General features: G+C 71.2%; 21 protein-coding genes. 6 read left to right on the forward strand and 15 right to left on the reverse strand.

Translation table 11 applies throughout. The annotated features are described in order from the left end of the window. Positions 1-23 precede the first annotated feature (23 nt). Positions 24-698, forward strand: coding sequence for a GntR family transcriptional regulator (locus tag ACWD2L_RS13095; RefSeq protein ID WP_351337172.1), 675 nt, complete (start codon positions 24-26; stop codon positions 696-698). Positions 699-717: 19 nt separating this feature from the next. Beyond that, positions 718-1125 (forward strand): (2Fe-2S) ferredoxin domain-containing protein, encoded by a 408-nt coding sequence (locus tag ACWD2L_RS13100; protein ID WP_351337169.1) that lies wholly within the window; start codon positions 718-720, stop codon positions 1123-1125. 15 nt (positions 1126-1140) lie between these two features. Here ACWD2L_RS13100 and pip read toward each other — a convergent pair whose 3' ends face one another. From pip to ACWD2L_RS13125, 5 genes are read right to left on the reverse strand one after another with little or no spacing between them, the layout of a single operon-like run. Beyond that, positions 1141-2091: a prolyl aminopeptidase gene (gene pip, locus ACWD2L_RS13105; protein ID WP_351337167.1), complete on the reverse strand. Its 951-nt coding sequence runs from the start codon at positions 2089-2091 to the stop codon at positions 1141-1143. A gap of 41 nt (positions 2092-2132) precedes the next feature. Then, positions 2133-3338, reverse strand: coding sequence for a nitrate/nitrite transporter (locus tag ACWD2L_RS13110; protein WP_351337164.1), 1206 nt, complete (start codon positions 3336-3338; stop codon positions 2133-2135). A gap of 9 nt (positions 3339-3347) precedes the next feature. Next, positions 3348-4088 (reverse strand): uracil-DNA glycosylase, encoded by a 741-nt coding sequence (locus ACWD2L_RS13115; protein ID WP_351337162.1) that lies wholly within the window; start codon positions 4086-4088, stop codon positions 3348-3350. Positions 4089-4104: 16 nt separating this feature from the next. Next, the gene (locus tag ACWD2L_RS13120; RefSeq protein WP_351337160.1) at positions 4105-5637 is read right to left on the reverse strand and encodes a YfcC family protein; all 1533 of its coding nucleotides are present in this window, start codon (positions 5635-5637) and stop codon (positions 4105-4107) included. Beyond that, positions 5634-7010 carry a M20/M25/M40 family metallo-hydrolase gene (locus ACWD2L_RS13125; protein ID WP_351337157.1) on the reverse strand — a complete coding sequence of 459 codons (1377 nt, stop codon included), beginning with the start codon at positions 7008-7010 and terminating at the stop codon, positions 5634-5636. Before ACWD2L_RS13125 ends, ACWD2L_RS13120 begins: the two co-directional genes overlap by 4 nt. Before the next feature lie 157 nt (positions 7011-7167). Between ACWD2L_RS13125 and ACWD2L_RS13130 the strand changes: the two genes are divergently transcribed. After that, positions 7168-7632, forward strand: coding sequence for an RNA-binding S4 domain-containing protein (locus tag ACWD2L_RS13130; RefSeq protein WP_351337155.1), 465 nt, complete (start codon positions 7168-7170; stop codon positions 7630-7632). Between the two features lie 310 nt (positions 7633-7942). Here ACWD2L_RS13130 and ACWD2L_RS13135 read toward each other — a convergent pair whose 3' ends face one another. Next, on the reverse strand, positions 7943-8623 hold the full coding sequence (locus ACWD2L_RS13135) for a methyltransferase domain-containing protein (protein ID WP_351337152.1): 681 nt from the start codon (positions 8621-8623) through the stop codon (positions 7943-7945). Between the two features lie 227 nt (positions 8624-8850). On the opposite strand from ACWD2L_RS13135, the gene ACWD2L_RS13140 reads away from it, so the two are divergent. Next, positions 8851-9105 (forward strand): DUF6343 family protein, encoded by a 255-nt coding sequence (locus ACWD2L_RS13140; protein ID WP_351337216.1) that lies wholly within the window; start codon positions 8851-8853, stop codon positions 9103-9105. 21 nt (positions 9106-9126) lie between these two features. Here ACWD2L_RS13140 and ACWD2L_RS13145 read toward each other — a convergent pair whose 3' ends face one another. The 6 genes from ACWD2L_RS13145 to rpsA form a co-directional block, all read right to left on the reverse strand. Next, entirely contained in the window at positions 9127-9489 is a 363-nt protein-coding gene (locus tag ACWD2L_RS13145) for a tetratricopeptide repeat protein (protein ID WP_351337150.1), read from the reverse strand. Positions 9490-9580: 91 nt separating this feature from the next. Then, a complete protein-coding gene (locus ACWD2L_RS13150; RefSeq protein WP_351337147.1) occupies positions 9581-9973 on the reverse strand; it encodes a DUF3592 domain-containing protein in 393 nt (130 codons plus the stop codon). Then, positions 9970-10572 carry a dephospho-CoA kinase gene (gene coaE / locus ACWD2L_RS13155; protein ID WP_351337144.1) on the reverse strand — a complete coding sequence of 201 codons (603 nt, stop codon included), beginning with the start codon at positions 10570-10572 and terminating at the stop codon, positions 9970-9972. Before coaE ends, ACWD2L_RS13150 begins: the two co-directional genes overlap by 4 nt. 63 nt (positions 10573-10635) lie before the next feature. Next, complete coding sequence (locus ACWD2L_RS13160) at positions 10636-11574, reverse strand: PAC2 family protein (RefSeq protein WP_351337141.1); 939 nt, start codon at positions 11572-11574, stop codon at positions 10636-10638. A gap of 115 nt (positions 11575-11689) precedes the next feature. Next, on the reverse strand, positions 11690-13216 hold the full coding sequence (locus tag ACWD2L_RS13165) for a flavin monoamine oxidase family protein (RefSeq protein ID WP_351337138.1): 1527 nt from the start codon (positions 13214-13216) through the stop codon (positions 11690-11692). Positions 13217-13489: 273 nt separating this feature from the next. Beyond that, positions 13490-15022: a 30S ribosomal protein S1 gene (gene rpsA, locus ACWD2L_RS13170; protein ID WP_351337135.1), complete on the reverse strand. Its 1533-nt coding sequence runs from the start codon at positions 15020-15022 to the stop codon at positions 13490-13492. A 373-nt stretch (positions 15023-15395) separates the two neighbouring features. Here rpsA and ACWD2L_RS13175 point away from each other — a divergent pair, with 373 nt between their 5' ends. Together ACWD2L_RS13175 and hrpB are read left to right on the forward strand one after the other, a co-directional pair. After that, complete coding sequence (locus ACWD2L_RS13175; RefSeq protein WP_351337132.1) at positions 15396-16223, forward strand: class I SAM-dependent methyltransferase; 828 nt, start codon at positions 15396-15398, stop codon at positions 16221-16223. A gap of 4 nt (positions 16224-16227) precedes the next feature. Next, entirely contained in the window at positions 16228-18825 is a 2598-nt protein-coding gene (gene hrpB / locus ACWD2L_RS13180; RefSeq protein ID WP_351337129.1) for an ATP-dependent helicase HrpB, read from the forward strand. Here hrpB and ACWD2L_RS13185 read toward each other — a convergent pair. From ACWD2L_RS13185 to ACWD2L_RS13195, 3 genes are all read right to left on the reverse strand, one after another. Continuing rightward, a complete protein-coding gene (locus ACWD2L_RS13185) occupies positions 18815-19819 on the reverse strand; it encodes a DUF3068 domain-containing protein (protein WP_351337126.1) in 1005 nt (334 codons plus the stop codon). The genes hrpB and ACWD2L_RS13185 overlap by 11 nt on opposite strands. 39 nt (positions 19820-19858) lie before the next feature. After that, positions 19859-19993, reverse strand: coding sequence for an SPW_0924 family protein (locus ACWD2L_RS13190; RefSeq protein WP_266720761.1), 135 nt, complete (start codon positions 19991-19993; stop codon positions 19859-19861). A 170-nt stretch (positions 19994-20163) separates the two neighbouring features. Continuing rightward, a complete protein-coding gene (locus ACWD2L_RS13195; RefSeq protein WP_351337123.1) occupies positions 20164-21885 on the reverse strand; it encodes a lytic transglycosylase domain-containing protein in 1722 nt (573 codons plus the stop codon). Positions 21886-21898: the final 13 nt, after the last annotated feature.

Here is a 21898-nt window from a genome sequence, read left to right on the forward strand (position 1 = left end):
CGCACATCGACGAAGATGGCCCCATGACGACGGCAGGATCGGTGGAGCCCCCGGAGCCCCTGGGTGCGGTGCGTGAGCGCGTGCTCGCGGCGTTGCGTGAGGACATCGTCGGTGGGCGTCGGCGGCCCGGCGACCGGCTCGTGGAGCGGGAGCTCGCCGAGCGGTTCGGGGTGTCCCGGGTGCCCGTCCGTGAGGCGATCCGGGCGCTGCTCGCCGAGGGCTTCGTGACGTACGAGACGCCCCGCAGGGCCGTCGTGCGCACCCTGACCCGCACCGACGTCACCGAACTGTACGAGCTGCGCGAGGCCTTGGAGGTCTACGCCGCCGGGCTCGCGGCCGAGCGGGCCACCAAGGACGATCTGGCGGAACTGGAGAGGCTGCTCGAACGTGCCACGCGTGCGACGCGCGAGGGCGACGCCGAGACGAACACCGACGTCAACTCCCGTTTCCACGACCGGCTGTTGGAGATGGCGCGCAACGAACTCATCGTGTCCGTGATGCAGCCCGTCGGCGGGCGGCTGCGCTGGCTGACCCGGCGCAACGAGGAGTGGGCCCAACAGCTCGCCGAACACCGGGAGTTGTATGAGGCGATGGCCGAAGGGGACGCGCACCGGGCGCGGGCGGTGACGCTGGCCCACGTCCACACCAATTACCGTTCCACCGTGCGGCACCTCTTCGAGGACGAGCCCACCCCGTAACACCAGGAGCAACAGAACCGTGCCCACCCTCATCGGCGCCGCCCGCACCCGCCCCTGCACCCTCGTCGTGTGCCGGGGCTGCTGCTGCGGTGACGCCCGCAAGTACCCCGGTTACGACCACGACTGGCAACTGGAGCGCTGGGAGGCGGCGGCGCGGGCCTCGCGGGGGCGGTTCGCCGTGCGGGTCGTCGACTGTCTCGGGCCGTGCGACCAGGCCAACGTCGTCGTCCTCCAGCCCTCCGCCCAGGGCCGCGCCCGCGGCGGGAGGGCCGCGTGGATCGGCTGGTCGATGGGCGACGACGCGACCGACGAGGTGCTGGCGTGGGCGGAGGCCGGCGGGCCCGGTCTCGCGCCCGCGCCCATCGCCCTTGAGTTGCAGTTCATCGAGGCGCAGGGCGAGCGGGTCAGGCGGCGCCGCGGGCGCTGAGCCCGTCCGCGTGTGTCATCCGGCGAACCGGTCGAGCGCCGCCACCAGTTCGTCGGTGATGCCGGGCGCCCCCGCGTTGTGCCCGGCATCGTCCACGAGGACGAGTTCCGCGTCCGGCCAGGCCCGCGCCACCCGCCACGGGATGCCGAGCAGGTTCCCGAGGTCCACCGTCCCCTGCACGATCACCCCTGGCACGCCCTTGAGCAGCGGAAGGTCGCGCAGCACCGTGTCCGGGCCGTCCAGGTAGTGGTCGTGCCCCCAGTAGTGCGTGACCGTGCGCGCGAAGCCGTAGCGGAAGTCCGGGTCCTGGTAGCGGGCCACCGAGCGCGGCGGCTGCGAGGCCACCGCCGTCTCCCAGTCGGTCCAGTCGAGCGCCGCACGCGCGCGTACGTCCGCGTCGGGTGACTCGAGACGTTGGTTGTACGCCGACGCGAGATCATCGGACCTGTCCGCCTCCCGCGCTCCGTCCACGAACTTCGCGAACGCCTCCGGGAACACCTTCCCCAGCCCCCGCGTCATCAGGTCGACCTCTTCCCGGCTGCCCGTCGCCAGGCCCGTCAGGACGAGTTCGGAGACGGCGTCCCGGTGCGTCTGCGCGTACCGCAGGGCCAGGACGGACCCGAAGGACACGCCCCACACCAGCCAGCGTTCGATGCCGAGGTGGGCGCGGAGCAGCTCCAGGTCGGCCATCAGTTTCGGCAGCGTATTGACGCTCATGTCGGTGTCGTACGCGCTCGCCGGCGGCGTGGAGCGGCCCGCGCCGCGCTGGTCGAGCAGCACGATGCGGTAGCGCTCCGGGTCGAACAGGCGCCGGGTGAAGGGCGTGGCACCGGATCCGGGGCCGCCGTGCAGCACGACGGCGGGCTTGCCGTGCGGGTTGCCGCAGGTTTCCCAGTGGATCCGGTTGCCGTCACCGACGTCGAGGAGGCCGTGATCGTACGGTTCGACGGGCGGGTACAGAGGCATCCGGCGAACCTACTACCGGTCCGCCGCACACCGCCTGGGGATCAGTCGACCTTGATGCTGCGCATCCGCCCGTACGCGTACACACAGCCCGCGAGCGCCAGGTCGGACAGCAGCATGAAGCCGATGGAGTACGAGTTCTGCGCGCTGTAGATCGCGCCCATGACCAGCGGTGGGACGAAGCCGCCGAGTCCGCCGATGGCGCCGACGATGCCGGTGACCGAGCCGACCTTGGACGGTGGGGTGACTTGTGCGACCAGGGCGAAGACGCTGCCGCTCGCGGTGCCGAGGCCCGCGCCCATGACGAGCATGTCGATGGTGCCGCCGGGCGCCAGATGCGGGTTGAAGGCCTGCACGATGGCGAAGATCGCGACGCCGGCGAGCGCCCAGGCGGTGACGACCGCCGGGTGGATCCGGTCGGAGAGCCAGCCGCCGATCGGCCGGAAGACGACGGTGACGAGGGCGAACCCGGCGGCCTTGGTGCCCGCGTCGATGGGGTCGAGGTCGTACCAGGTCTTCAGGTACGTGGGCAGATAGGTGCCGTACGCGACGATGCCGCCGAAGCCGATCGCGTAGAGCGCCGACAGTTCCCAGGTCACCCGCAGCTTCCCGGCCTCACCGAGGCGTTCGCCGAGCGAGGTCGTCGGGATGGTGCGGCCGGGGTGGTCGCTGATGAGGAACCAGGCGATCACCACGAAGGCGGCGAGGGCGATCGCGACGATGTAGAACGGCAGGTTCTCGCCGTGCTTGGCGATGCGGGGCGTGAGGTAGCCGGACAGCGCCGTGCCGCCCATGCCCATGCCGAAGATGCCGACCGCCGCGCCGCGCTTGGCGGGCGGGAACCAGGAGTTCACCAGCGGGACCCCGATGGCGAACGTGGTGCCGCCGAGGCCCAGCAGGAAGCCGACGAGGACCATGGCCAGGTACGAGTCCCTGGCCACCGTCACCAGGAGCACGGGGATGATCGTCGCCGCGGTGACCAGCGGGAACATCACCTTGGCGCCGAACTTGTCGGTCAGGGCGCCGACCGGGATCCGGCCCAGCGAACCGACGATCACCGGCACGGCGACCAGGAAGGACTGCTCGAACGAGCTGAGCCCCAGGGACTCGCCGAAGGCACTGCCGAGCGGGGCGATGAGGTTCCACGCCCAGAACGTGAGCGCGAAGCCCACGGTCGCCACGATGAGGTTGCGGTAGGCCGCCGCGGGCGGCTTGGGTGTCGTCGTCTCCTGCGCTGTCAGTGCTGCCACACCGCCACGCTAGAAAGCGGGCGCGTCCCGGTCCTCCTGAGTTGGTCCGAACGGGTGCAACCCGGCCGCGCCCGCCGCGTCCCGCAGCACACCGCGCAGCATCTCCGGGGTGAGCCTGCCGGTGAAGGTGTTGCGCTGGCTGACGTGGAAGCAGCCGAAGAGCGCGAGGTCCGCTTCGGCCCCCTTGAGATCGACCCGTGCGCCGTGCGCGAAGACGGGGCGCGGGCGCGGCACCTCCCAGCCCGCCTCGGCGAACGCGGGCAGCGCCGCCTGCCAGCCGAACGCGCCGAGCACGACGACGGCGCGCAGCGTGGGCCGCAGCAGGTTCAGCTCCTGGACGAGCCAGGGCCTGCACGTGTCGCGCTCCGCCGGGGTCGGCTTGTTCGCGGGCGGCGCGCAGTGCACGGGCGAGGTGATCCGGACACCGTGCAGAGTCAGCCCGTCGTCGGCGCTCACGGCGTCCGGCCGGGAGGCGAGCCCGATGTCGTACAGGGCCCGGTAGAGGACGTCGCCCGAGCGGTCGCCCGTGAACATGCGGCCCGTGCGGTTGGCGCCGTGCGCGGCGGGCGCGAGGCCGACGATCAGGAGCGACGCGTCGTGCGGACCGAAGCCGGGCACCGGGCGCCCCCAGTACGTCCAGTCGGCGAAGGCGGCGCGCTTGGTGCGCGCCACCTCCTCACGCCACTCGACGAGCCGCGGGCAGGCCCGGCAGTCGCTGATGCGCTCGTCGAGCGCGTCGAGTCCGTCCATCCGACCACCGTAGGGGCTACGTGAACGCGGCCCCCAGCGCGACGAACACGCAGATCAGCACGAACAGGATGACGAGCAGCGGCCACACGAACCGCAGGTACCGGTCGTAGCCGACCTTGGCGAGGGCCACGCCGCCGATGGTGACGGCGGTCGTCGGCACCCACAGGTTCATCCAGCCGCTTGCCGCCTGCCACGCGGTGACGACGACCGCGCGCGAGACACCGGCGAAGTCGGCGAGCGGCGCGAGGATCGGCATGGCGAGGGTGGCGTGCCCGGACGTGGACGGGATGAGGAAGGCGAGCGGCAGGTTCACGAGGAAGACGATGATCGCGAAGATCCCGGACGAGGTGCCTTTCACCACGCCCTCGATCGCGTGCAGGACCGTGTCCGTGATCTTCGAGTTGTTCATGATCACGGTGACGCCGCGGGCCAGCAGGATGACGAGCGCGGGCGAGACGAAGTCGGCGGCGCCCTGGACGATCGTCGAGCTGAGCTTCTGCTCCCCCATCCGCGCGACGAGCCCCACGAGCACGGCCGCGACCAGGAACAGCGCCGCCAACTGCGGGAAGGACCAGTCGAGTTCGAAGCCGTACGGGGTCGCGTCGGCGTCTCCGGTCAGGGCGCTCGCCCAGGGCACGACCGAGAAGATCATGAAGGCGAAGACCAGCGCCGTGGCGACCAGAACTCCCTTGTGCAGGCCGGTCAGTTCGGGGACCTCGGCCGCCTCGGTGGCCGTCTCGTCGAGATCCCGGTCCCCCGGCAGAAAGCCGGAGAGCGAGCGCGCCGGGTCGCTGCGCACTCGCTTCGCGTACCGGATGACGTACGCGATGGTGACCCCGGTCAGCACGATCCACATCGCGAACCGCAGCGCGATGCCGTCGCCGAGCGAGATGTCGGCGGCCGAGGAGGCGACGCCGGTCGCGAACGGGTTGACGGTCGAGCAGAGCACGCCGACGCCCGCGCCGAGGATGATCGCGCCGACCGCCGTCATCCGGTCGTAGCCGAGCGCGAGCATCAGCGGCACGATCAGGCCGTAGAACCCGAGCGTCTCCTCGGCGAAGCCCTCGACCGTGCCGAGGACGGAGAAGACGGCCATGACGCCCGCGATGAGCAGCGCCCCGCGCTCGCGCAGCCGGTGGGCGAGGCGGCCGATGCCGCGGTCGAGGGCGCCGGTCGCGAAGACGACGGTGATGAACGCGCCGATGGCGAGCACGAACAGGAAGACGCCCGCACTTCCGTACAGATCACCGGAGTTGTCGGGCGAGACGAGGGAGGTCTTCGGGTCCTGGATGCCGTAGAGGCCGTTGACCGGGGCGAGGAACAGGTCGTTGAGGCGGTCGACGAAGGACTGCCCGGAGTCGACGCGCTGGTACGTGCCCTCGACGGGCGCGCCCGTACTGTTCCTGTCGTACTCCCCCGACGGGATCAGGAACGCGAGCAGCCAGATCGCGATCGTGACGACGGCGAGGACGGTGAGGGCGCTGGGGAAGGTGAACTTCTTCTTCTGTGGCGGCTGTTCGGGCGCCTCTGTCGTGTCGGCGGTGCTCATGATTCGCTCCGGAAGTCGGCCGCGTACTCCCGTACGAACGCGCACATCGCGACGACCGTGGCGTGCAGCTCGGAGAAGAGGACGCGTTCGTTGGGGGCGTGCAGGTTGCAGAGGTTGTCCTGCGCGCCGAAGAGCAGCACCTCGGCGTTCGGGGCGGCCTGTGCGAGGCCGTTGACCAGCGGGATGGAGCCGCCGGTCGCGACGTACGACGCGTCGGCGCCCCAGGCCTCCTTGAGCGCGGCGCGGGCGGCGCGGTAGGCGGGGCCGCCGGTGTCCGCCTCGTATCCGGGGCCGGTGTCGCCGGGGGTGACGGTGAGCTCGATGCCGAAGGGGCGCAGCGAGCGCAGATGCCGTACGAGGAGGTCCTGGGCCTCGTTGGGGTCCTGCTGGGGGTGGAAGCGGAGGTTCAGCTTGGCGCGGGCGTGGGGGACGACGGCCGAGGCGGCGCCCGCCACGCTCGGCGCGTCGAGGCCCATGACGGTGATCGCGGGGCCACTCCAGAGGCGCTCACCGAGGGTGCCGCTGCCGAGCAGCGGGAGGCCCTCCTCGACGCCGGCGAGCTCGCGGAACTCCTCGTCGGTGTAGCCGGCGCCGGTCCACTTCTCGCGGCGCAGCCCCTCGACGGCGACGTCCCCGTGCACGTCGTGGAGGGTGGCGAGGGCCTTGAGGAGGACGAGCAGGGCGTCGGGGGCCGCGCCGCCGAACTCGCCGCTGTGGCGGGCCTCTTCGAGCGTGCGGACCTCGACGATGACCTCGGCGGCGCCGCGCAGGCCGGTGGTGAGGGTCGGCGTGCCGGGCCGGAGGTTGCCGAGATCGGCGATGACCATGGCGTCGCAGGCGAACCGGTCCGGGTCGGTGGGCGGGTAGCCGTCGAAGGGGCTGCCGTACTCCTCCTGCCCCTCGAAGACGATCTTCACGCCGACGGGCGGGCGGCCCTGGTACGCGCGCAGCATCCCCAGATGCGCGATGACGTTCGACTTGTCGTCCGCGATGCCACGGGCCCGCAGCCCGCCCTCGATCGCGGTCGGCGTGAACGGCGGCGACTTCCACAGACTCTCGTCGCCGGGCGGCTGCACGTCGTAGTGGGAGTAGAGCAGGACGGTCGGGGCGTCGGGTGTGGGCGGCGGGATCTCGCCGAAGATCACGGGCGCGGTGTCGGGCAGATCGAGGGTCTCGATCTGCTCCACGCCGGCGTCCCGCAGCAGCCCGACGAGCAGGTCGTGGGCCTCGCGCACCGGCTCCTCCGGGTAGCCGGGGAAGGCGATGGAGGGGATGGCGGCCAGCCGCTCCAGATCGGACCGCAGACCGTCCATCAGTCGGTCGACCGCGGCTCGCGGATCGCCGGTTGGGTCGATGGCATCCGTGCCGCCCATGTGTTCATGCACCCCTTGCTGTTGAATACGTCGAATACGTCGATTGCAATCGTTTCGACCGGATTATCCGGGCAGGGTGGGGCAGTTCGGCCGGGGCTCGCCGAGGGGTACGACAACGGGTACGGGGCGCGGCCCACGCGGCGCTATCGTCGGACGCATGGCATCGCAGACACCGGGGACACCACAGGCGCCGGACGGGTCGGGCGGCGGCGGCGGCGGAAGCGTGCGGGTCGACAGCTGGATCTGGGCCGTACGCCTGGTCAAGACGCGCTCGGCGGGGGCCGCGGCCTGCAAGGGCGGGCACGTCAAGGTCAACGGGACGAGCGTCAAGCCCGCCTACGCGCTGCGCATCGGGGACGAGGTACGGGTGCGCAGGCCCGGTGAGCGCGAGCGTCTGGTGAAGGTCACTCGTCTGATCCGCAAGCGGGTCGGGGCGTCGGTCGCCGCGGAGGCCTACGTCGACAACTCTCCGCCGCCGCCACCGCGCGAGGCGTTCGCCCCGGTCCCCGTTCGCGACCGCGGCGCAGGCCGCCCAACGAAACGCGACCGCCGCGAACTGGAACGCCTCCGTGCCACCTTCGGCCGGGGCCCGGGAGCCGAATCAGGCTCCGCCGACGAGTGAGCCGGGGCACCCCGAGCCCCACCGTCGTTGCGCCCCGGGGCTCCGCCCCGGACCCCGCTGCTCAATCGCCGCAGGGGCTCAAAAGACGCGCCTCAATCGCCGGCGCGGGGCTTGAACCATCAAGCCCCGCCGAGCTGGATAGATCAAGCCCACGCCCGGCTGGACCCTTCAGACCCACGGCGATCGGCTTTTCAAGCCCCCGCCCGGCTGGACCCTTCAGACCCACGGGGATTGGGTTATCAAGCCCCTGCGGCGATTGAGCAGCGGGGCCCGGGGCGGAGCCCCGTGGCGTGGGGACGGCGCCGCCGCGTCACATCGGCACCGCGCACACCCACGTCCCGTCGTCCGTCAGGACCCGGTCGACCTTCAAACCGGCCCCGGCCAACGCCCGTTCGAACTCCTCCGCGGTGAGCGGCCTCGCCCGATACGTCTGCGTCCACACCACGTCAGGGAACACGTACTCGACCTTCACCGAGCGCACACCGTCCCCCACCGGCTCCGAGTGCACCTTACGGATCGTGAACCCGCCGCCAGGCCCAGTCACCTCACGCGGCAGGTTCTCGTGCGCCCCCGGCCGCTCCCGCTGGATCAACACCCGGCCCCCCGCGGCGAGATGACGCCGACACGTGTCGAGCATCCCCGCCCGCACCTCCGCGTCCCCGGTGTGGATGAGGATGGACCCGAGCAGCACCACGTCGAACGTCTCGCCGAGGTCGAGCCCCTCGATGGAACCGCGCACCGTGCGCGCACCCCGGACCCGCTCCAGCATTTCCGGGGACTCGTCCACCCCCGTCACCCGGAATCCCCGCTCGACGAGCGCGTGCGTCACGCGGCCGACCCCGCAGCCGAGCTCCAGCACGGTCGCCCCGGCGGGCGCCGCGCCCGCGACGACATCCGGCTCGTCCTCGACCACGAGCCGCGAGTACAACTCCACGGCACAACCGTCCGGCGTGATGGCTCCCGGCCCCGTGCCCTCATAACCCGTACGCATCTGAAGACCCATGCAGGCCCAACGAACCGCCCACACCCACGGTTCCCCGCACACGGTTCCCGCGTGGCACCCTGGAAGGGAAGCCGCAAAGGGGGTGCTCAGGCGCCCTCACCCGTCGCCACGCACGCGCCGAGGGGATGGTGACCATGGCCGGCACGCACCCGCATCGCACGCACGGACCGCACGGACCGCAAGTGCCATCGCACCCGGCGCACCCGGCGTACTTCATCCGCACCGGTGACGAGCCGGTCACCGCCCGCAGCCCCCTGCGCCTGCGGCTCGGCCTGGCACTGTTCGGGCTCGTGTGGACGGTCTTCGGCACCGTCGCGTTCCTCCTCGCGCACCGCCCGTGGTGGGCGCTGGCCTGCGGAATCCTGTGGCTGATCACGACCGTCGACCTGTTCATGATCCTTCGGCACATCCGCCAGGGTCCGCACTACCAGCCGGGCCGGGACGTCCCGCCGTACCGCAGGGCGCCGTGACCCCACCGCCGTAGAACCGCGTCAGTCGTCGAAGCGCGCCGCGGCCAGGTAATCCGGCTGTGGGTCGAGCGCCGCGGCGAGCCGGAAGTGCCGCCGCGCCTGCTGCGGGCGCGCCCACCGCTCGTACGTCCTGGCCAGCGCGAAATGCGCGAACGCGTTGTCCGGCTCGCGCTCCAGGACGATCGTGAACTCCAGCTCGGCCGCGCGCAGTTGCGCCGCGGCGAAGAACGCGCGGGCCCGCAGCAGCCGGGCCGCCGTGTGCTCCGGGTAGAGGGCCAGCACGTCGTCCAGAAGCTTCACCGCTCCGCGCGGATCGCGCGCGGCCAGGAGCTGCTCGGCGGCGCGGTAGTCGATGACGTGTGTCTCCGGCGTGGCTTCGGGCACGACGAACCTCCTCCTGGTGTCGACATGGTCAACACCGTGGACCGTAGGGGCTATTCCTGCCCGCGGCCCGTCGGCGGAACACGCGGCGCGATCAGCGCGAGCGGCTCAGCGACACCGTGATCACCATGCCCACGAGCACGAGAAGCGCCCCCGCGATCATGAAGGTCCGGTCCACGCCGGGCCGTTCGCCGCCGATCAGCACGGTCTCGCGCGGGTCCTCGGTGTCGTACGCGACGCTGACGATCCCGCCGGCGGGCAGCGGGCGCCGCTTGCTGGGCGGCGCGGGCGAGGCGACCTCCACGACCCTCCCGTCGTCCGTCTCGAACTGGAGCAGCGGCCGCTCGGACCCCGGCCTGGGCGGTTTGACCAGGGCCTGCGCGATGTTCCCCACGCCTTGGACGCGACGGCTGCGCTGCAGTCCGTACGCCCCGGCGATCAGCGCCACCAGCCCGCCGAGCGCGGTGCAGGCGGCGAGGATTATCACGCGGCACGCGCCCGGCGCGCCAGCTCCGTCCAGACCTCGTCGACCCGCTCCCGCAATCGCTCCAGCGGTACGTCGTTGTCGATCACGATGTCGGCGATCTCCAGCCGCTTCTCGCGGGTGGCCTGCGCGGACATCCGGGCCCGCGCGTCCTCCTCGCTCATGCCGCGCAGCCGGGTGAGGCGGTCGAGCTGGGTCGCGGGGCTCACGTCGATGACGATCACCAGGTCGTAGAGCGGCGCCAGACCGTTCTCCGCGAGCAGTGGCACGTCGTGGACGACGACGGAGTCGGGGCCCGCGATGGCCTCCAGCTCGGCGGAGCGGGTGCCGACCAGCGGGTGCACGATCTTGTTGAGCGTGGCCAGCTTGTCGGAGTCCGCGAACACGACCGAGCCGAGCTTCGGCCGGTCCAGGCTCCCGTCCGGCGCGAGCACCCCGTCACCGAACGCCTCGACGACGGCCGCGAGCCCCTCGGTCCCGGGCTCCACGACCTCCCGCGCGATCTTGTCGGCGTCGATCAGCACGGCCCCCCGCTCCACGAGCAGCCGTGACACCTCACTCTTGCCGGCACCGATTCCGCCGGTCAGACCCACCTTCAACATAAGCGGAAGCTTAGGGCCTGCCGACGCAATCGGGCAGGGCCCGTGATCAAGCCGGGCCCGTGCTCAGGCGTCGCCCTCGCGTTCCGCCAGGAACTTCTCGAACTCCTGGCCGATCTCGTCCGCCGACGGGATGTCCATGGGCTCCGCCAGCATGTTGCCCCGCTGGTCCGCTCCGGCGACCGCGTCGTACTGGTGCTCAAGTCCCTGGACGAGCGAGACCAGTTCCTCGTCGCCCTCCTGGACCTGCCGGTCGATCTCCGTCTGCGTACGGTGCGCGTCCGTGCGCAGCCCGTGCGCGACGCCCGGAAGCACCATGCCGGTCGCCGCGGTGATCGCCTCCAGGACGGTCAGCGCGGCGTCCGGGTACGCGGAGCGCGCGATGTAGTGCGGGACGTGCGCCGCGATGCCGAGGGCGTCGTGCCCGGCCTCCATGAGGCGGTACTCGACGAGGGACGCGGCGCTGCCCGGCACCTGCGCCTCGTCGAACGGGCTGACGTGCCCCGGCACCAGATCGGTACGGTTGCCGTGCGGCGTGAGGCCGACGGGGCGGGTGTGCGGGACGCCCATCGGGATCCCGTGGAAGTTCACCGCGAGGCGCACCCCGAGACGCTCCACGATCTGCCGCACGGCGGCCGCGAAACGCTCCCACTCGACGTCCGGCTCGGGCCCTGCGAGCAGCAGGAACGGCGCCCCCGTCGCGTCCTGTACGAGCCGTACCTCGAGCACCGGCACCTCGTACTCGGTCCACCGGTCGCGCCGGAACGTGAGCAGCGGGCGGCGTGCCCGGTAGTCCACGAGCCGGTCGTGGTCGAAGCGGGCCACCACCTGGTGCGGCAGTTGGTCGATGAGCCGCTCGACGATCTGGTCGCCGGTCTCACCGGCGTCGATGTATCCGTCGAAGTGGTAGAGCATGACCAACCCGGCCGACTCCTGGGCAAGCGCCATGTCCACGGCGGCGAGCCCCTTCGGCTCCCATGAGTACAAATCCTGCGGATCAAGCACAGTGACCGCTCCTCCTCGTGTTCCACCCGAAGAACGCGCGGAGCGGGCACGGACATTCCCGCCCGCACCCATTCTCAGCTGTCTCTTACGAAGATGAGCAGCGCGCCGGTCCACGTCAGTCGGCCAGCACACGCGCGTGCAGACTGCTCACGGCCCGCCGCGCCGACGTGAACGCCCCGTGCTGCCAGGCGTCGGTGTAGCTGAGCCAGTCGCCGGCGAAGTAGACGCGGCCCGTCGGCTCGTTGAGCGGCTTGTAGCGGGGGTCGTCGGGGCCGCCCGGGGTGTCGTGCCAGGCGGCTTCCAGGTGCGGCGTCTGCCGCCAGTGGTGCGAGAACGAGGTCGTCAGCTCGGTCCGGTACTTCTCGCCGTAGATCTTCACGCCCTGCGCCACGGCCCGCGCCTCGCGCTTTTCGGGCGAGAGCTTGGCATACGCGTCGGCATCGGCGCCGTAGTTGTAGTAGCCGATCATGAGACCGCGCTCGCCGTGGAAGCCGTACGACGGGTGCCAGATGTGGCTGAGGTCCATGTCGGTCTCCGTGATGCCGCCGTAGATCCGATGGTCGGTCTCCCACCACCGGCTCCGGTACTCCAGGCCGATCTTCCCCGCGGACTGCGGCGTGATGGCCTCCAGGGCGCTCTGCACGCCGGAGCCGAGGTTGTGCGGGATCTTGGCGAGGATGTTGGGTGGCAGCGCCCCGACACAGAAGTCCGCCTCGACGACCCTGGTCCGCCCACCCTGCGTGTAGGTGACGGAGACCCCGTCACCCTTGTCCGTGATCTTGCCGACGACTGCCCCGGTACGTACCCGGGAAGCCCCTATCGCGTCCGTCAGCGCCTTCGGTATCCGATCCATCCCACCGACCGGCTGAAACATCAGCATGGCCTGGTCGAAGCCGAACTCGAAGGAGAAGTAGCGCCCGACGCCGCTCGCCAGAACCTCGGACGCGGAGGGCACGTCCCCGAGCACCACGCCCGGCGTCCCGGTGGCGGCGGGCACGGTCGAGTACCCACGCCGGTCACCGCCTTCGTAGGCGAGCTTGTTCCCCAGTGACCCGAAGTCCTTCAGGAACTCGACAAGCCGCTCCTGGTCCACGGAGTTCAACTCCCTGTCCAGAGCCCCCTTGTTGGAAGCCTTGGCAAGCAGCTCCGACACATACCCGTACACATCCGCCTTGGCGGTCCGGTACCGCACGGGCTTGGTCATCCCGGCGACCTCGTTGAAGAGATACGCGTCGGCATTGGAATTCGTGAACACCTCGATGGGAACACCGAGTTCACGGCAGTAGTCGAGCGTCACCATCCACTGCGGCAGCCGGCCCGGCCCCGCGTTCATGTACTGGCCTTCACCGAACCGCGCGGTCTGCTTGTTCCCGTACGTGTCGACGGTCGAATCCCCGCCCCGCACGGTGAAGTTGCGCCCACCGGTCCGGCCTCTCGCCTCCAGGACCGTACAGTCGTAGCCGGCCTTGCCCAGCTCGTACGCGGTGGCGAGCCCGGCGATGCCACCCCCCACGATCACGACCTTCGCGGCGCCGCGCCCGCTCAGCGAGAAGTCCCCCGACCGTGGCGCACGGTACGGCGATTCACGCTGCGCGGCCTGCGCGGTGGGTGCGAGCCCGAGGGCGCCCATGGTCGCGAACATGGCCCCGGCACCCCCGGTGAGACCCACGTTCCGCAGAAATGCCCGCCGACTTGCTGCCATGTGTCCGGCTCCCCTCAGATCACGTTCGATCTCGACTGATCCGGGGATGGTGGCAACGCCGTGTTACGACACACGCACAACTCGTGTATCCGCCACGTTTCTCTTGGTGCGGGCCGACGCCGCCGGGGACGCGGGCGCGGGGCGCAAAAAAACGGTGGGGCTGCACCTATTGGTGCAGCCCCACCGCTCAACTACCTGCTAGCGCAGAGCGTTTCAGCTCTGGCCACCCGCCAGCTTCTCGCGAAGCGCGGCGAGCGCCTCGTCCGAGGCGAGCGCGCCGGAGTTGTCGGCCGTCTCCGAGGAGTACGAGCCGCCGCCACCGCCGCCACCGCTGCTGCTGCCGCCACCGGAGGCGGCCGGAGCCGCACCGGCGGGCGCAGCCGCGCCCTCGGCCTCGGCCTGAGCGTCGGCCTCGCGGGACTTGATGACCTGAGCCTGGTGCTGCTCGAAGCGCGTCTGCGCCTCGGCGTACTGGGTCTCCCAGGCCTCGCGCTGGGTGTCGAAGCCCTCGAGCCAGTCGTTGGTCTCGGGGTCGAAGCCCTCGGGGTAGATGTAGTTGCCCTGGTCGTCGTACGACGCGGCCATGCCGTACAGGGTCGGGTCGAACTCGACGACCGACGGGTCGGCGCCGAAGGCCTCGTTGGCCTGCTTCAGCGAGAGGCTGATGCGGCGACGCTCGAGGTCGATGTCGATGACCTTGACGAAGATCTCGTCGTTGACCTGGACGACCTGCTCCGGGATCTCCACGTGGCGCTCGGCCAGCTCGGAGATGTGGACCAGGCCCTCGATGCCCTCGTCGACGCGGACGAACGCACCGAACGGAACCAGCTTCGTGACCTTGCCGGGAACGACCTGGCCGATCTGGTGCGTACGGGCGAACTGCTGCCACGGGTCTTCCTGCGTCGCCTTCAGCGACAGGGAGACACGCTCGCGGTCCATGTCGACGTCGAGGACCTCGACGGTGACTTCCTGGCCGACCTCGACAACCTCGGACGGGTGGTCGATGTGCTTCCAGGAGAGCTCGGAGACGTGGACGAGACCGTCGACGCCACCCAGGTCCACGAAGGCACCGAAGTTGACGATCGAGGAAACGACGCCGGAGCGGACCTGCCCCTTCTGCAGGGTGGTGAGGAACGTCTGGCGGACCTCGGACTGGGTCTGCTCGAGCCAGGCACGGCGGGACAGGACCACGTTGTTGCGGTTCTTGTCCAGCTCGATGATCTTCGCCTCGAGCTCCTTGCCCACGTAAGGCTGAAGGTCGCGAACGCGGCGCATCTCGACGAGGGAGGCCGGCAGGAAGCCACGGAGGCCGATGTCGAGGATGAGACCACCCTTGACGACCTCGATGACGGTACCGGTGACGATCCCGTCCTCTTCCTTGATCTTCTCGATCGTGCCCCAGGCACGCTCGTACTGAGCGCGCTTCTTGGACAGGATCAGACGGCCTTCCTTGTCCTCCTTCTGGAGAACGAGGGCCTCGATCTCATCGCCCACGGCGACGACCTCATTGGGGTCGACGTCGTGCTTGATGGAGAGCTCACGGCTCGGGATGACACCTTCGGTCTTGTAACCGATGTCGAGGAGAACCTCGTCCCGGTCAACCTTGACGATGACGCCGTCGACGATGTCGCCATCGTTGAAGTACTTGATCGTCTCGTCGATGGCGGCGAGGAATGCTTCCTCGTTACCGATGTCGTTGACCGCAACCTGCGGAGTGGTGGCGGTGGTCTCGGTGCTGCTCGTCATGTGGGAAAGGGCTCCGGCGGACATTGAAAGTCGGGGGGTACTGCTACGCCGGGAGCCTGTTTCGCACCGAAGAAGCCGGACAGCCCAGGAAGCGCCAGATCCGGGCTTCCGTGAAGAGCCGGTGGCGCCTCGATAACCGAGGGGACATACAACAGATGCGAGCACAGCCTGCTATGTCTGAGGTGCGCAGGCCCGCAGCGCAACTTGTAGCATACGGGGGCAGCCGGACAGGGTCAATGCGCGAAGGCGCACACCCGGGGCGGATCGCCGCATACCCGGCAGAAAACCTGTCACACGAGGCCGCTGGCACCGCATGGCACCGCAGGGCCCGCACATTATTACGAGGGAGCCGATCATCCAAGAGTCCGGACCAATGGAAGCGCACCACTCCCCCTCTACGGTCGACGACGACTCGACGGCGACCCGTCGGGACGCGGACACCACGGAGAGCTCGCGGGCCAACCGCGGCTGGTGGGACAGGAACGCGGACGACTACCAGGTGGAGCACGGCACGTTCCTGGGCGACGACCGTTTCGTGTGGTGCCCCGAGGGGCTCGACGAAATGGAGGCCGAACTGCTCGGCCCGCTCGACGAGCTCGCGGATAAGGACGTCCTGGAGATCGGGGCGGGCGCCGCACAGTGCTCACGCTGGCTGCTCGACCAGGGCGCGCGCCCAGTAGCCCTCGACCTCTCGCACCGCCAGCTCCAGCACGCCCTGCGCATCGACGGCGGCAAGGTGCCGCTCGTGGAGGCGGACGCCGGAGTGCTCCCCTTCAAGGACGGCTCCTTCGACCTGGCCTGCTCCGCGTACGGGGCGCTCCCCTTCATTGCGGACCAGGTGCAGGTGATGCGCGAGGTGCACCGCGTGCTGCGGCCCGGCGGACGGTTCGTCTTCTCCGTCACGCACCCGATCCGCTGGGCGTTCCCCGACGAGCCGGGCCCCGAGGGCCTGTCCGTCGCCGCCTCGTACTTCGACCGCACTCCTTACGTGGAGCAGGACGACGACGGGCGGGCCGTCTACGTAGAGCACCACCGGACCATCGGGGACCGGGTGCGGGACGTGGTGGCGGGCGGCTTCCGGCTCGTCGACATCGTGGAGCCCGAGTGGCCCGAGTGGAACACACAGGAGTGGGGCGGCTGGTCGCCGCTGCGCGGCAATCTGATCCCGGGGACGTCGATCTTCGTGTGCGAGCGAAACTGAAGGGGTGACCTCACCCCCTTCTTCTGTACGTGACGACGCGCTGCGAGCCCTGCCCGTACGTTCCGCGCTGCCCGCGCTGCGCTCCGCGCTCGACGGTGCCGGGGCCGCGGTGCTCGTGGCGCCGCCCGGCACCGGCAAGACGACGCTCGTGCCGCTCGTCCTCGCCGGGCTGCTCGACGAGGACGCTCCCGTACGCCGTGTGGTGGTCGCCGAGCCGCGGCGGATCGCGGCCCGTGCGGCGGCCAGGCGGATGGCGTGGCTGCTCGGCGAGAAGGTCGGGGAGCGGGTCGGGTACACGGTGCGCGGCGAGCGCGTCGTCGGGCCGCGTACGTGCGTCGAGGTGGTCACGACGGGTGTGCTGCTGCAACGGCTGCAGCGGGACCAGGAGCTCCGCGGTGTCGACGCCGTGATGCTCGACGAGGTGCACGAGCGGCACCTGGACGCGGACACCGTGGCCGCCTTCCTGTGGGACGTACGCGAGGCGCTGCGGCCGGAGCTGAAGCTGGTCGCGGCGTCCGCGACGACGGACGCCGCGGGGTGGGCGTCGCTGCTCGGGGACGCTCCGGTCGTGGAGGCCGAGGGCGTCTCGTACCCGGTGGACGTGGTGTGGGCGCCGCCCGCGCGTCCGGTGCGGCCGCCGCACGGGATGCGGGTGGATCCGGCGCTGCTCACGCATGTGGCGTCCGTGGTGCGCCGCGCGCTCGCCGAGCGGGACGGGGACGTGTTGTGCTTTCTGCCGGGCGTCGGGGAGATCGCGCGCGTGGCCGGGCAGTTGGGGGGACTGGGCTCGGATGTGGATGTGTTGCAGGTGCACGGGCGGGCGCCGGCCGCCGTGCAGGACGCGGTGCTCTCGGCGGGTGCGCGGCGGCGGGTCGTGCTGGCCACGGCCGTCGCCGAGTCGTCGTTGACCGTGCCGGGGGTGCGGGCCGTCGTGGACGCGGGGCTGGCGCGGGAGCCGCGGGTGGACCACGCGCGCGGGTTGAGCGCGCTGACGACCGTACGGGCTTCCCGGGCGACCGGGACGCAGCGGGCGGGCCGGGCCGGGCGTGAGGCGCCGGGTGTGGTGTACCGGTGCTGGGACGAGGCGGAGGACGGGCGGCTGCCCAGGTTCCCCTCGCCCGAGATCAAGGTGGCGGACCTGACGGCGTTCGCTCTGCAAGTGGCGTGCTGGGGCGACCCGGACGCGTCCGGTCTTGCGCTGCTCGACGCGCCTCCGGCCGGGGCGATGGCGGCGGCCCGGTCCGTGCTGTCCGCGGTCGGCGCGGTGGAGGAGGACACGGGGCGGGCCACCGGGCGTGGTGCGCGGCTCGCGCGGCTCGGGCTGCATCCGCGGCTCGGGCGTGCGCTTGTGGATGCGGCTCCGGTGGTGGGCGCCAAGCGGGCGGCGGAGGTGGTGGCGCTGCTGAGCGAGGAGCCGCCGAGGGCCTACGGCGATGATCTGGGCGGGGCGTTGCGCTCGGCTCGGCGTGGGGGTGATGCGTATGCCTCGCGGTGGGGCGCTGAAGTTCGGCGGCTGTCCGGTCTCGTGGGTGGTTCCGCGCCTGCGGCGCGGGGAGTGACCCTCCCAGCCACCCGAAGCGCCGCAACGGATGGCCCGCGTGGCGGCCCCGGGGTGGGCGCGGCCGGCGGGGATGATCGCGCTGCCGGGGTCGTCGCCGCGCTCGCCTTCCCCGAGCGCGTTGCCCGGCGCAGTGGTGGGTCGCTGCTCATGGTGTCCGGCACCCGCGCCGACGTTCCCGACGGCTCCGCGCTGCGGGACGCCGAGTGGGTCGCCGTCGCCGTCGCCGACCGGCCCGTGGGGGCCGGGCACGCGCGCGTGCGGCTCGGCGCGGCCGTGGACGAGGAGGCCGCCCGGCGGGCCGCCGCGTCACTGTTCGGCGAAGGCGATGAAGTGGCCTGGGCGGACGGCGAGTTGGTGGCCCGGCACGTCACCCGGCTCGGCGCCGTCGAACTCGCCGTACGCCCGCTCAAGAACCCCGCCCCCGGCCTCGTACGGGACGCCCTGCTCGAAGGGCTGCGGCGCGAGGGGCTCGGGCTGCTGCGGTGGAGCAAGGACGCCGTGGCGCTGCGGGAGCGGCTTGCGTTTCTGCGGCGGCATGTCGGGGAGCCGTGGCCGGACGTGAGTGATGATGCGCTGCACGCGCGCGTGGACGAGTGGCTGGAGCCCGAGCTGAGCGCGGCGCGGCGCCGGGCGGACCTCGGGCGGATCGACGCCGGGGAGGCGCTGCGGCGGCTGCTGCCGTGGGCGGGCGGCCACGCGGCGCGTCTGGCCGAGCTGGCGCCGGAGCGGCTGGAGGTGCCCAGCGGGTCGCGGGTGCGGCTCGACTACTCCGATCCGCAGCAGCCGGTGCTCGCGGTGAAGTTGCAGGAGATGTTCGGGCTGCGGGAGACGCCGCGGGTGGCCGGGGTCCCGGTGCTCGTGCATCTGCTGTCGCCCGCGGGGCGGCCCGCCGCCGTCACCGCGGACCTCGCCTCGTTCTGGGGCGACGGCTACCGCTCCGTACGGGCCGATCTGCGCGGCCGCTACCCCAAGCACCCGTGGCCCGAGGACCCGGCGGCGGCCGAGCCCACGCGGCACACGAACGCCCGTCTCAGACGCTGACCGGGTCGGGCTCCGGCTCGGCCACCGGCGTCTCCTCCGGCTCGCCGGGGCGCCGGCTGCGCGCCTCCAGCCACAGCGAGAGCGCGAGCAGCAGCCCGCCGAGGATCAGGAAGCCCCACGGCAGGTAGGAGGTGAGGAGAAGGACCAGGACACGCTGGGACTTGACCAGGTCGACCGTCGACTCGATGAAGTCGGGGCGCATCTTCACGTCGCCCGCGAACGCGGTGACCTTCTTGTCCGGGTCCCCGGCGAGCAGGGTGCCGCCCCGCATCTCTTCCTTGTGCTGCTCCTCGCCGTAGACGGGCGCGCCGGTGGTCGGGTCGACCAGGAAGGTGCGCACCGTCGAGTAGTACATCTTGGTGCCGGTCTTGGCGACGGACTCCGGCGTGATGCCCTTCACGGGCAGCGTGTTGGGGAACGGAACCTTCGTCCATGGAATGGTCTGCTCGAAGCGGTAGACCTCCAGGCCGTGGAAGTTCTCGGTGCCCTTGTAGTGGATGGGGCGGGTGACGCGGGCACGCGCGTCGAAGTACTCGTAGCCGCGCCGCTCCGTCAGGAAGGGCCACTTGAACTCGATGCCCTCACGCTTGACCGGGTCGCCGTCGACGGATTCGCTCTTGGCGTGCACGGGCGCCGAACTGTGGGCGTCGAAGATGTAGCGCTCGGGGATCTCGGTGACCATCTTGCCGTCGGGCCCCACGCCGTAGGTCAGGCCGTCCCAGACGACGACATCGCGCCCGGCGGTCTTCTCCACCTCGTTCGACGCTTCGACGTTGCCCTTCAGCGTCTGGACGATGCTGAGCTTGGGGATCTTCTTCTCCTTCATGGTCCCGTAGTCGATCAGTGTCGCGTTCTTCGCCTCCAGAACCATCGTCTGGTACTGGCTCGGCGGGATCTTCGCCAGGCGCGGGAACGCGTACCAGCGCATCAGCGGGGACATCGCCGTGAAGAAGACGGCGAAGGCTAGCAGGATCAGGCTGGCCTTGCGGCGCATCGCTGCGGCCCTCCTCAGCTACGGGCGTGGCACGGGCTTTTACGGGTGTTTGGGCACTGAGTGCAGCAGCGGTTTCGGGGACGTCTCGCCCGGCGGGGCACCGACCGCGGTCATGGTGAGGACCAGGGCGAGCGCCGCGGCGAGACCGATGGCCGCGGCGACGAGAGCACGCATGTCCGACCTCCCTGCAGCCTTGCGGCACACGGAATCTGATGAGGCGTCAGGCCTCTGGGTCGGTGCACCGTAGCAACGCGGAGCGGGAATGAGAACACGTTGTACGGGACGTAGTTGAGCCCCCGACCACGTCCGGGTCGGGGGCTCAACTACGCGGTGCGCGGGGCGTGTTACGAGGCGGCTGCCTCGGTCACCTTCAGCTCCACCGTGAGCGTCGCGCCGCCCGTGGTGGTGACGCGCAGCAGGAACGTGCCGCTCGTGTCGTCCGCGTACAGCTTCGGCAGCGTGAGGTGCCCTTCGGCGTCGGCCTCGAGGCCCTTGAGGGTGCGGAGCGTCTTGCCGTCCACGTCCTTGAAGTAGGGACCCTTGTCCGCCTCGGTCGCGTCGTCCTTGGACGTGACGAGGGTCGCGGTCGCGGCGACCTTGTCGGCCGCGGCGCCCTTGTACGTGGCCTTCAGCTCGACGGCCTTGTCGAAGGTGCCGCCGGCCTCGCAGGTCAGCGCGTCGTCGCCGACGCGTTCCAGCTTGTCGGCGCGCGCGGTGACCGTCGCCGTGTGGTCGAGGCCGGCCACATTGCGACCGACGACGGTGGCGCGGACCGTGAACTGGCCGGTCTCCTTCCCCGCCTTGAACGCGGGCGCGGTGGCCACGCCGGAGCTGTTCGTGGTGACGGTGGCGCTGGTGGCGCCGCCGGTGAACGTGGCGTCCGTGGCGCCGACGATCGCGAAGCGGATCTTCGCGGAGCCGACGGCGGAGCCCGCCGCGTTCTTCGCCTTCACCTTGACCCGCTCGCTGAAGGAGTCGTCCTGGAGGGCGGCGAGGCTGCCGGTGCCCGCGTCGGAGAGCTTGGTGACGGACTCGGTGGGCGTGGGGGTGGGGGTGGGCGTGGGGGGCGTGGTGGGCGGCGAGGTGGTGCCGCCCCCACCGGGGCTGGTCGAACCGCCGCCGGACGGGGTCTTGGGCGGGTTCTTGGACGGCGGCTTCGTGGTCGGCGAGTCCGACGAACCCCCGGAGTTCCGGTTCCGGTCGGTGGCGCTCGGCGACGCGCCCGCGCCACTGCCCGTGCCGCCGACGCTCGGGTGCTTGGGCAGCACGCCGGTGCCGTCGGGGACCGAGTGCGAGTTCTTGCGGTAGAACTCGAGCCACTTCAGGACGGTGGCGAGGTAGTCCGAGGAGTTGTTGTAGCTGAGGATCGCCTTGTTGAGGTCCGAGGCGTTCGACAGGTCGCGGTCGGCGCGGCACAGGTAGTGGCCCGCGGCGAGCGCGGCGTCGTAGATGTTGTTCGGGTCCTTCTTGCCGTCGCCGTTGCCGTCACGGCCCGCCCACTCCCAGGTGGAGGGGATGAACTGCATGGGGCCCACGGCGTGGTCATGGGTGGTGTCGCCGTCGTAGGAACCGCCGTCGGTGTCGGTGACCTTCGCGAACCCGTTGCCGTCGAGGGACGGGCCGAGGATCGGTTGGCCCTTCGTCGTGCCGTTGGCGTCGACGTCGCCGCCGCGGGCCTGGCCCGACTCGACCTTGCCGATCGCGGCGAGCAGCTGCCAGTCCAGATTGCAGCCGGGCTTGGTCGTGCCGAGCTCCGCGGCGGCCTTCTTGTACGCGTCGAGGACGGTCGCGGGTATGCCGGAGTCGTCGCCGCTCTTCCCGCCCGTGCCGGGCGTGGTCGGGTCGTCGGTGGGGCTGTCCAGCGGGGGCAGGTCGGTGTAGTAGTCCGGGCCCGTCGCCGAATCCGGCGGATTGTCGTCGGAGCGGTCCGCGGCGGAACTGCCGCCGTCCGCACGCGGCGGGCTCACCCCGGGTGCCTGGGACGCGGACAGGGCCGCCACCGCCGCGGCGGCGACCGCGGCCGTCATGACTCCTCTGCGCAGTCGCCTGCCGAATACCGCCGCCATGCCGCGAGCCCTC

It is taken from the genome of Streptomyces sp. NPDC002754 (assembly GCF_053592315.1).

Excerpts from the sequence above, each read along its gene's own strand:
- ACWD2L_RS13115 (WP_351337162.1), bottom strand. The coding sequence starts at position 4,088 with ATGGACGGACTCGACGCGCTCGACGAGCGCATCAGCGACTGCCGGGCC.
- ACWD2L_RS13165 (WP_351337138.1), bottom strand. The coding sequence starts at position 13,216 with ATGTTCGCGACCATGGGCGCCCTCGGGCTCGCACCCACCGCGCAGGCC.
- coaE (WP_351337144.1), bottom strand. The coding sequence starts at position 10,572 with ATGTTGAAGGTGGGTCTGACCGGCGGAATCGGTGCCGGCAAGAGTGAG.
- pip (WP_351337167.1), bottom strand. The coding sequence starts at position 2,091 with ATGCCTCTGTACCCGCCCGTCGAACCGTACGATCACGGCCTCCTCGAC.
- ACWD2L_RS13125 (WP_351337157.1), bottom strand. The coding sequence starts at position 7,010 with ATGGGCGGCACGGATGCCATCGACCCAACCGGCGATCCGCGAGCCGCG.
- ACWD2L_RS13120 (WP_351337160.1), bottom strand. The coding sequence starts at position 5,637 with ATGAGCACCGCCGACACGACAGAGGCGCCCGAACAGCCGCCACAGAAG.
- ACWD2L_RS13175 (WP_351337132.1), top strand. The coding sequence starts at position 15,396 with ATGGAAGCGCACCACTCCCCCTCTACGGTCGACGACGACTCGACGGCG.
- ACWD2L_RS13195 (WP_351337123.1), bottom strand. The coding sequence starts at position 21,885 with ATGGCGGCGGTATTCGGCAGGCGACTGCGCAGAGGAGTCATGACGGCC.
- ACWD2L_RS13130 (WP_351337155.1), top strand. The coding sequence starts at position 7,168 with ATGGCATCGCAGACACCGGGGACACCACAGGCGCCGGACGGGTCGGGC.
- ACWD2L_RS13135 (WP_351337152.1), bottom strand. The coding sequence starts at position 8,623 with ATGCGTACGGGTTATGAGGGCACGGGGCCGGGAGCCATCACGCCGGAC.
- ACWD2L_RS13190 (WP_266720761.1), bottom strand. The coding sequence starts at position 19,993 with ATGCGTGCTCTCGTCGCCGCGGCCATCGGTCTCGCCGCGGCGCTCGCC.
- ACWD2L_RS13185 (WP_351337126.1), bottom strand. The coding sequence starts at position 19,819 with ATGCGCCGCAAGGCCAGCCTGATCCTGCTAGCCTTCGCCGTCTTCTTC.
- ACWD2L_RS13095 (WP_351337172.1), top strand. The coding sequence starts at position 24 with ATGACGACGGCAGGATCGGTGGAGCCCCCGGAGCCCCTGGGTGCGGTG.
- rpsA (WP_351337135.1), bottom strand. The coding sequence starts at position 15,022 with ATGACGAGCAGCACCGAGACCACCGCCACCACTCCGCAGGTTGCGGTC.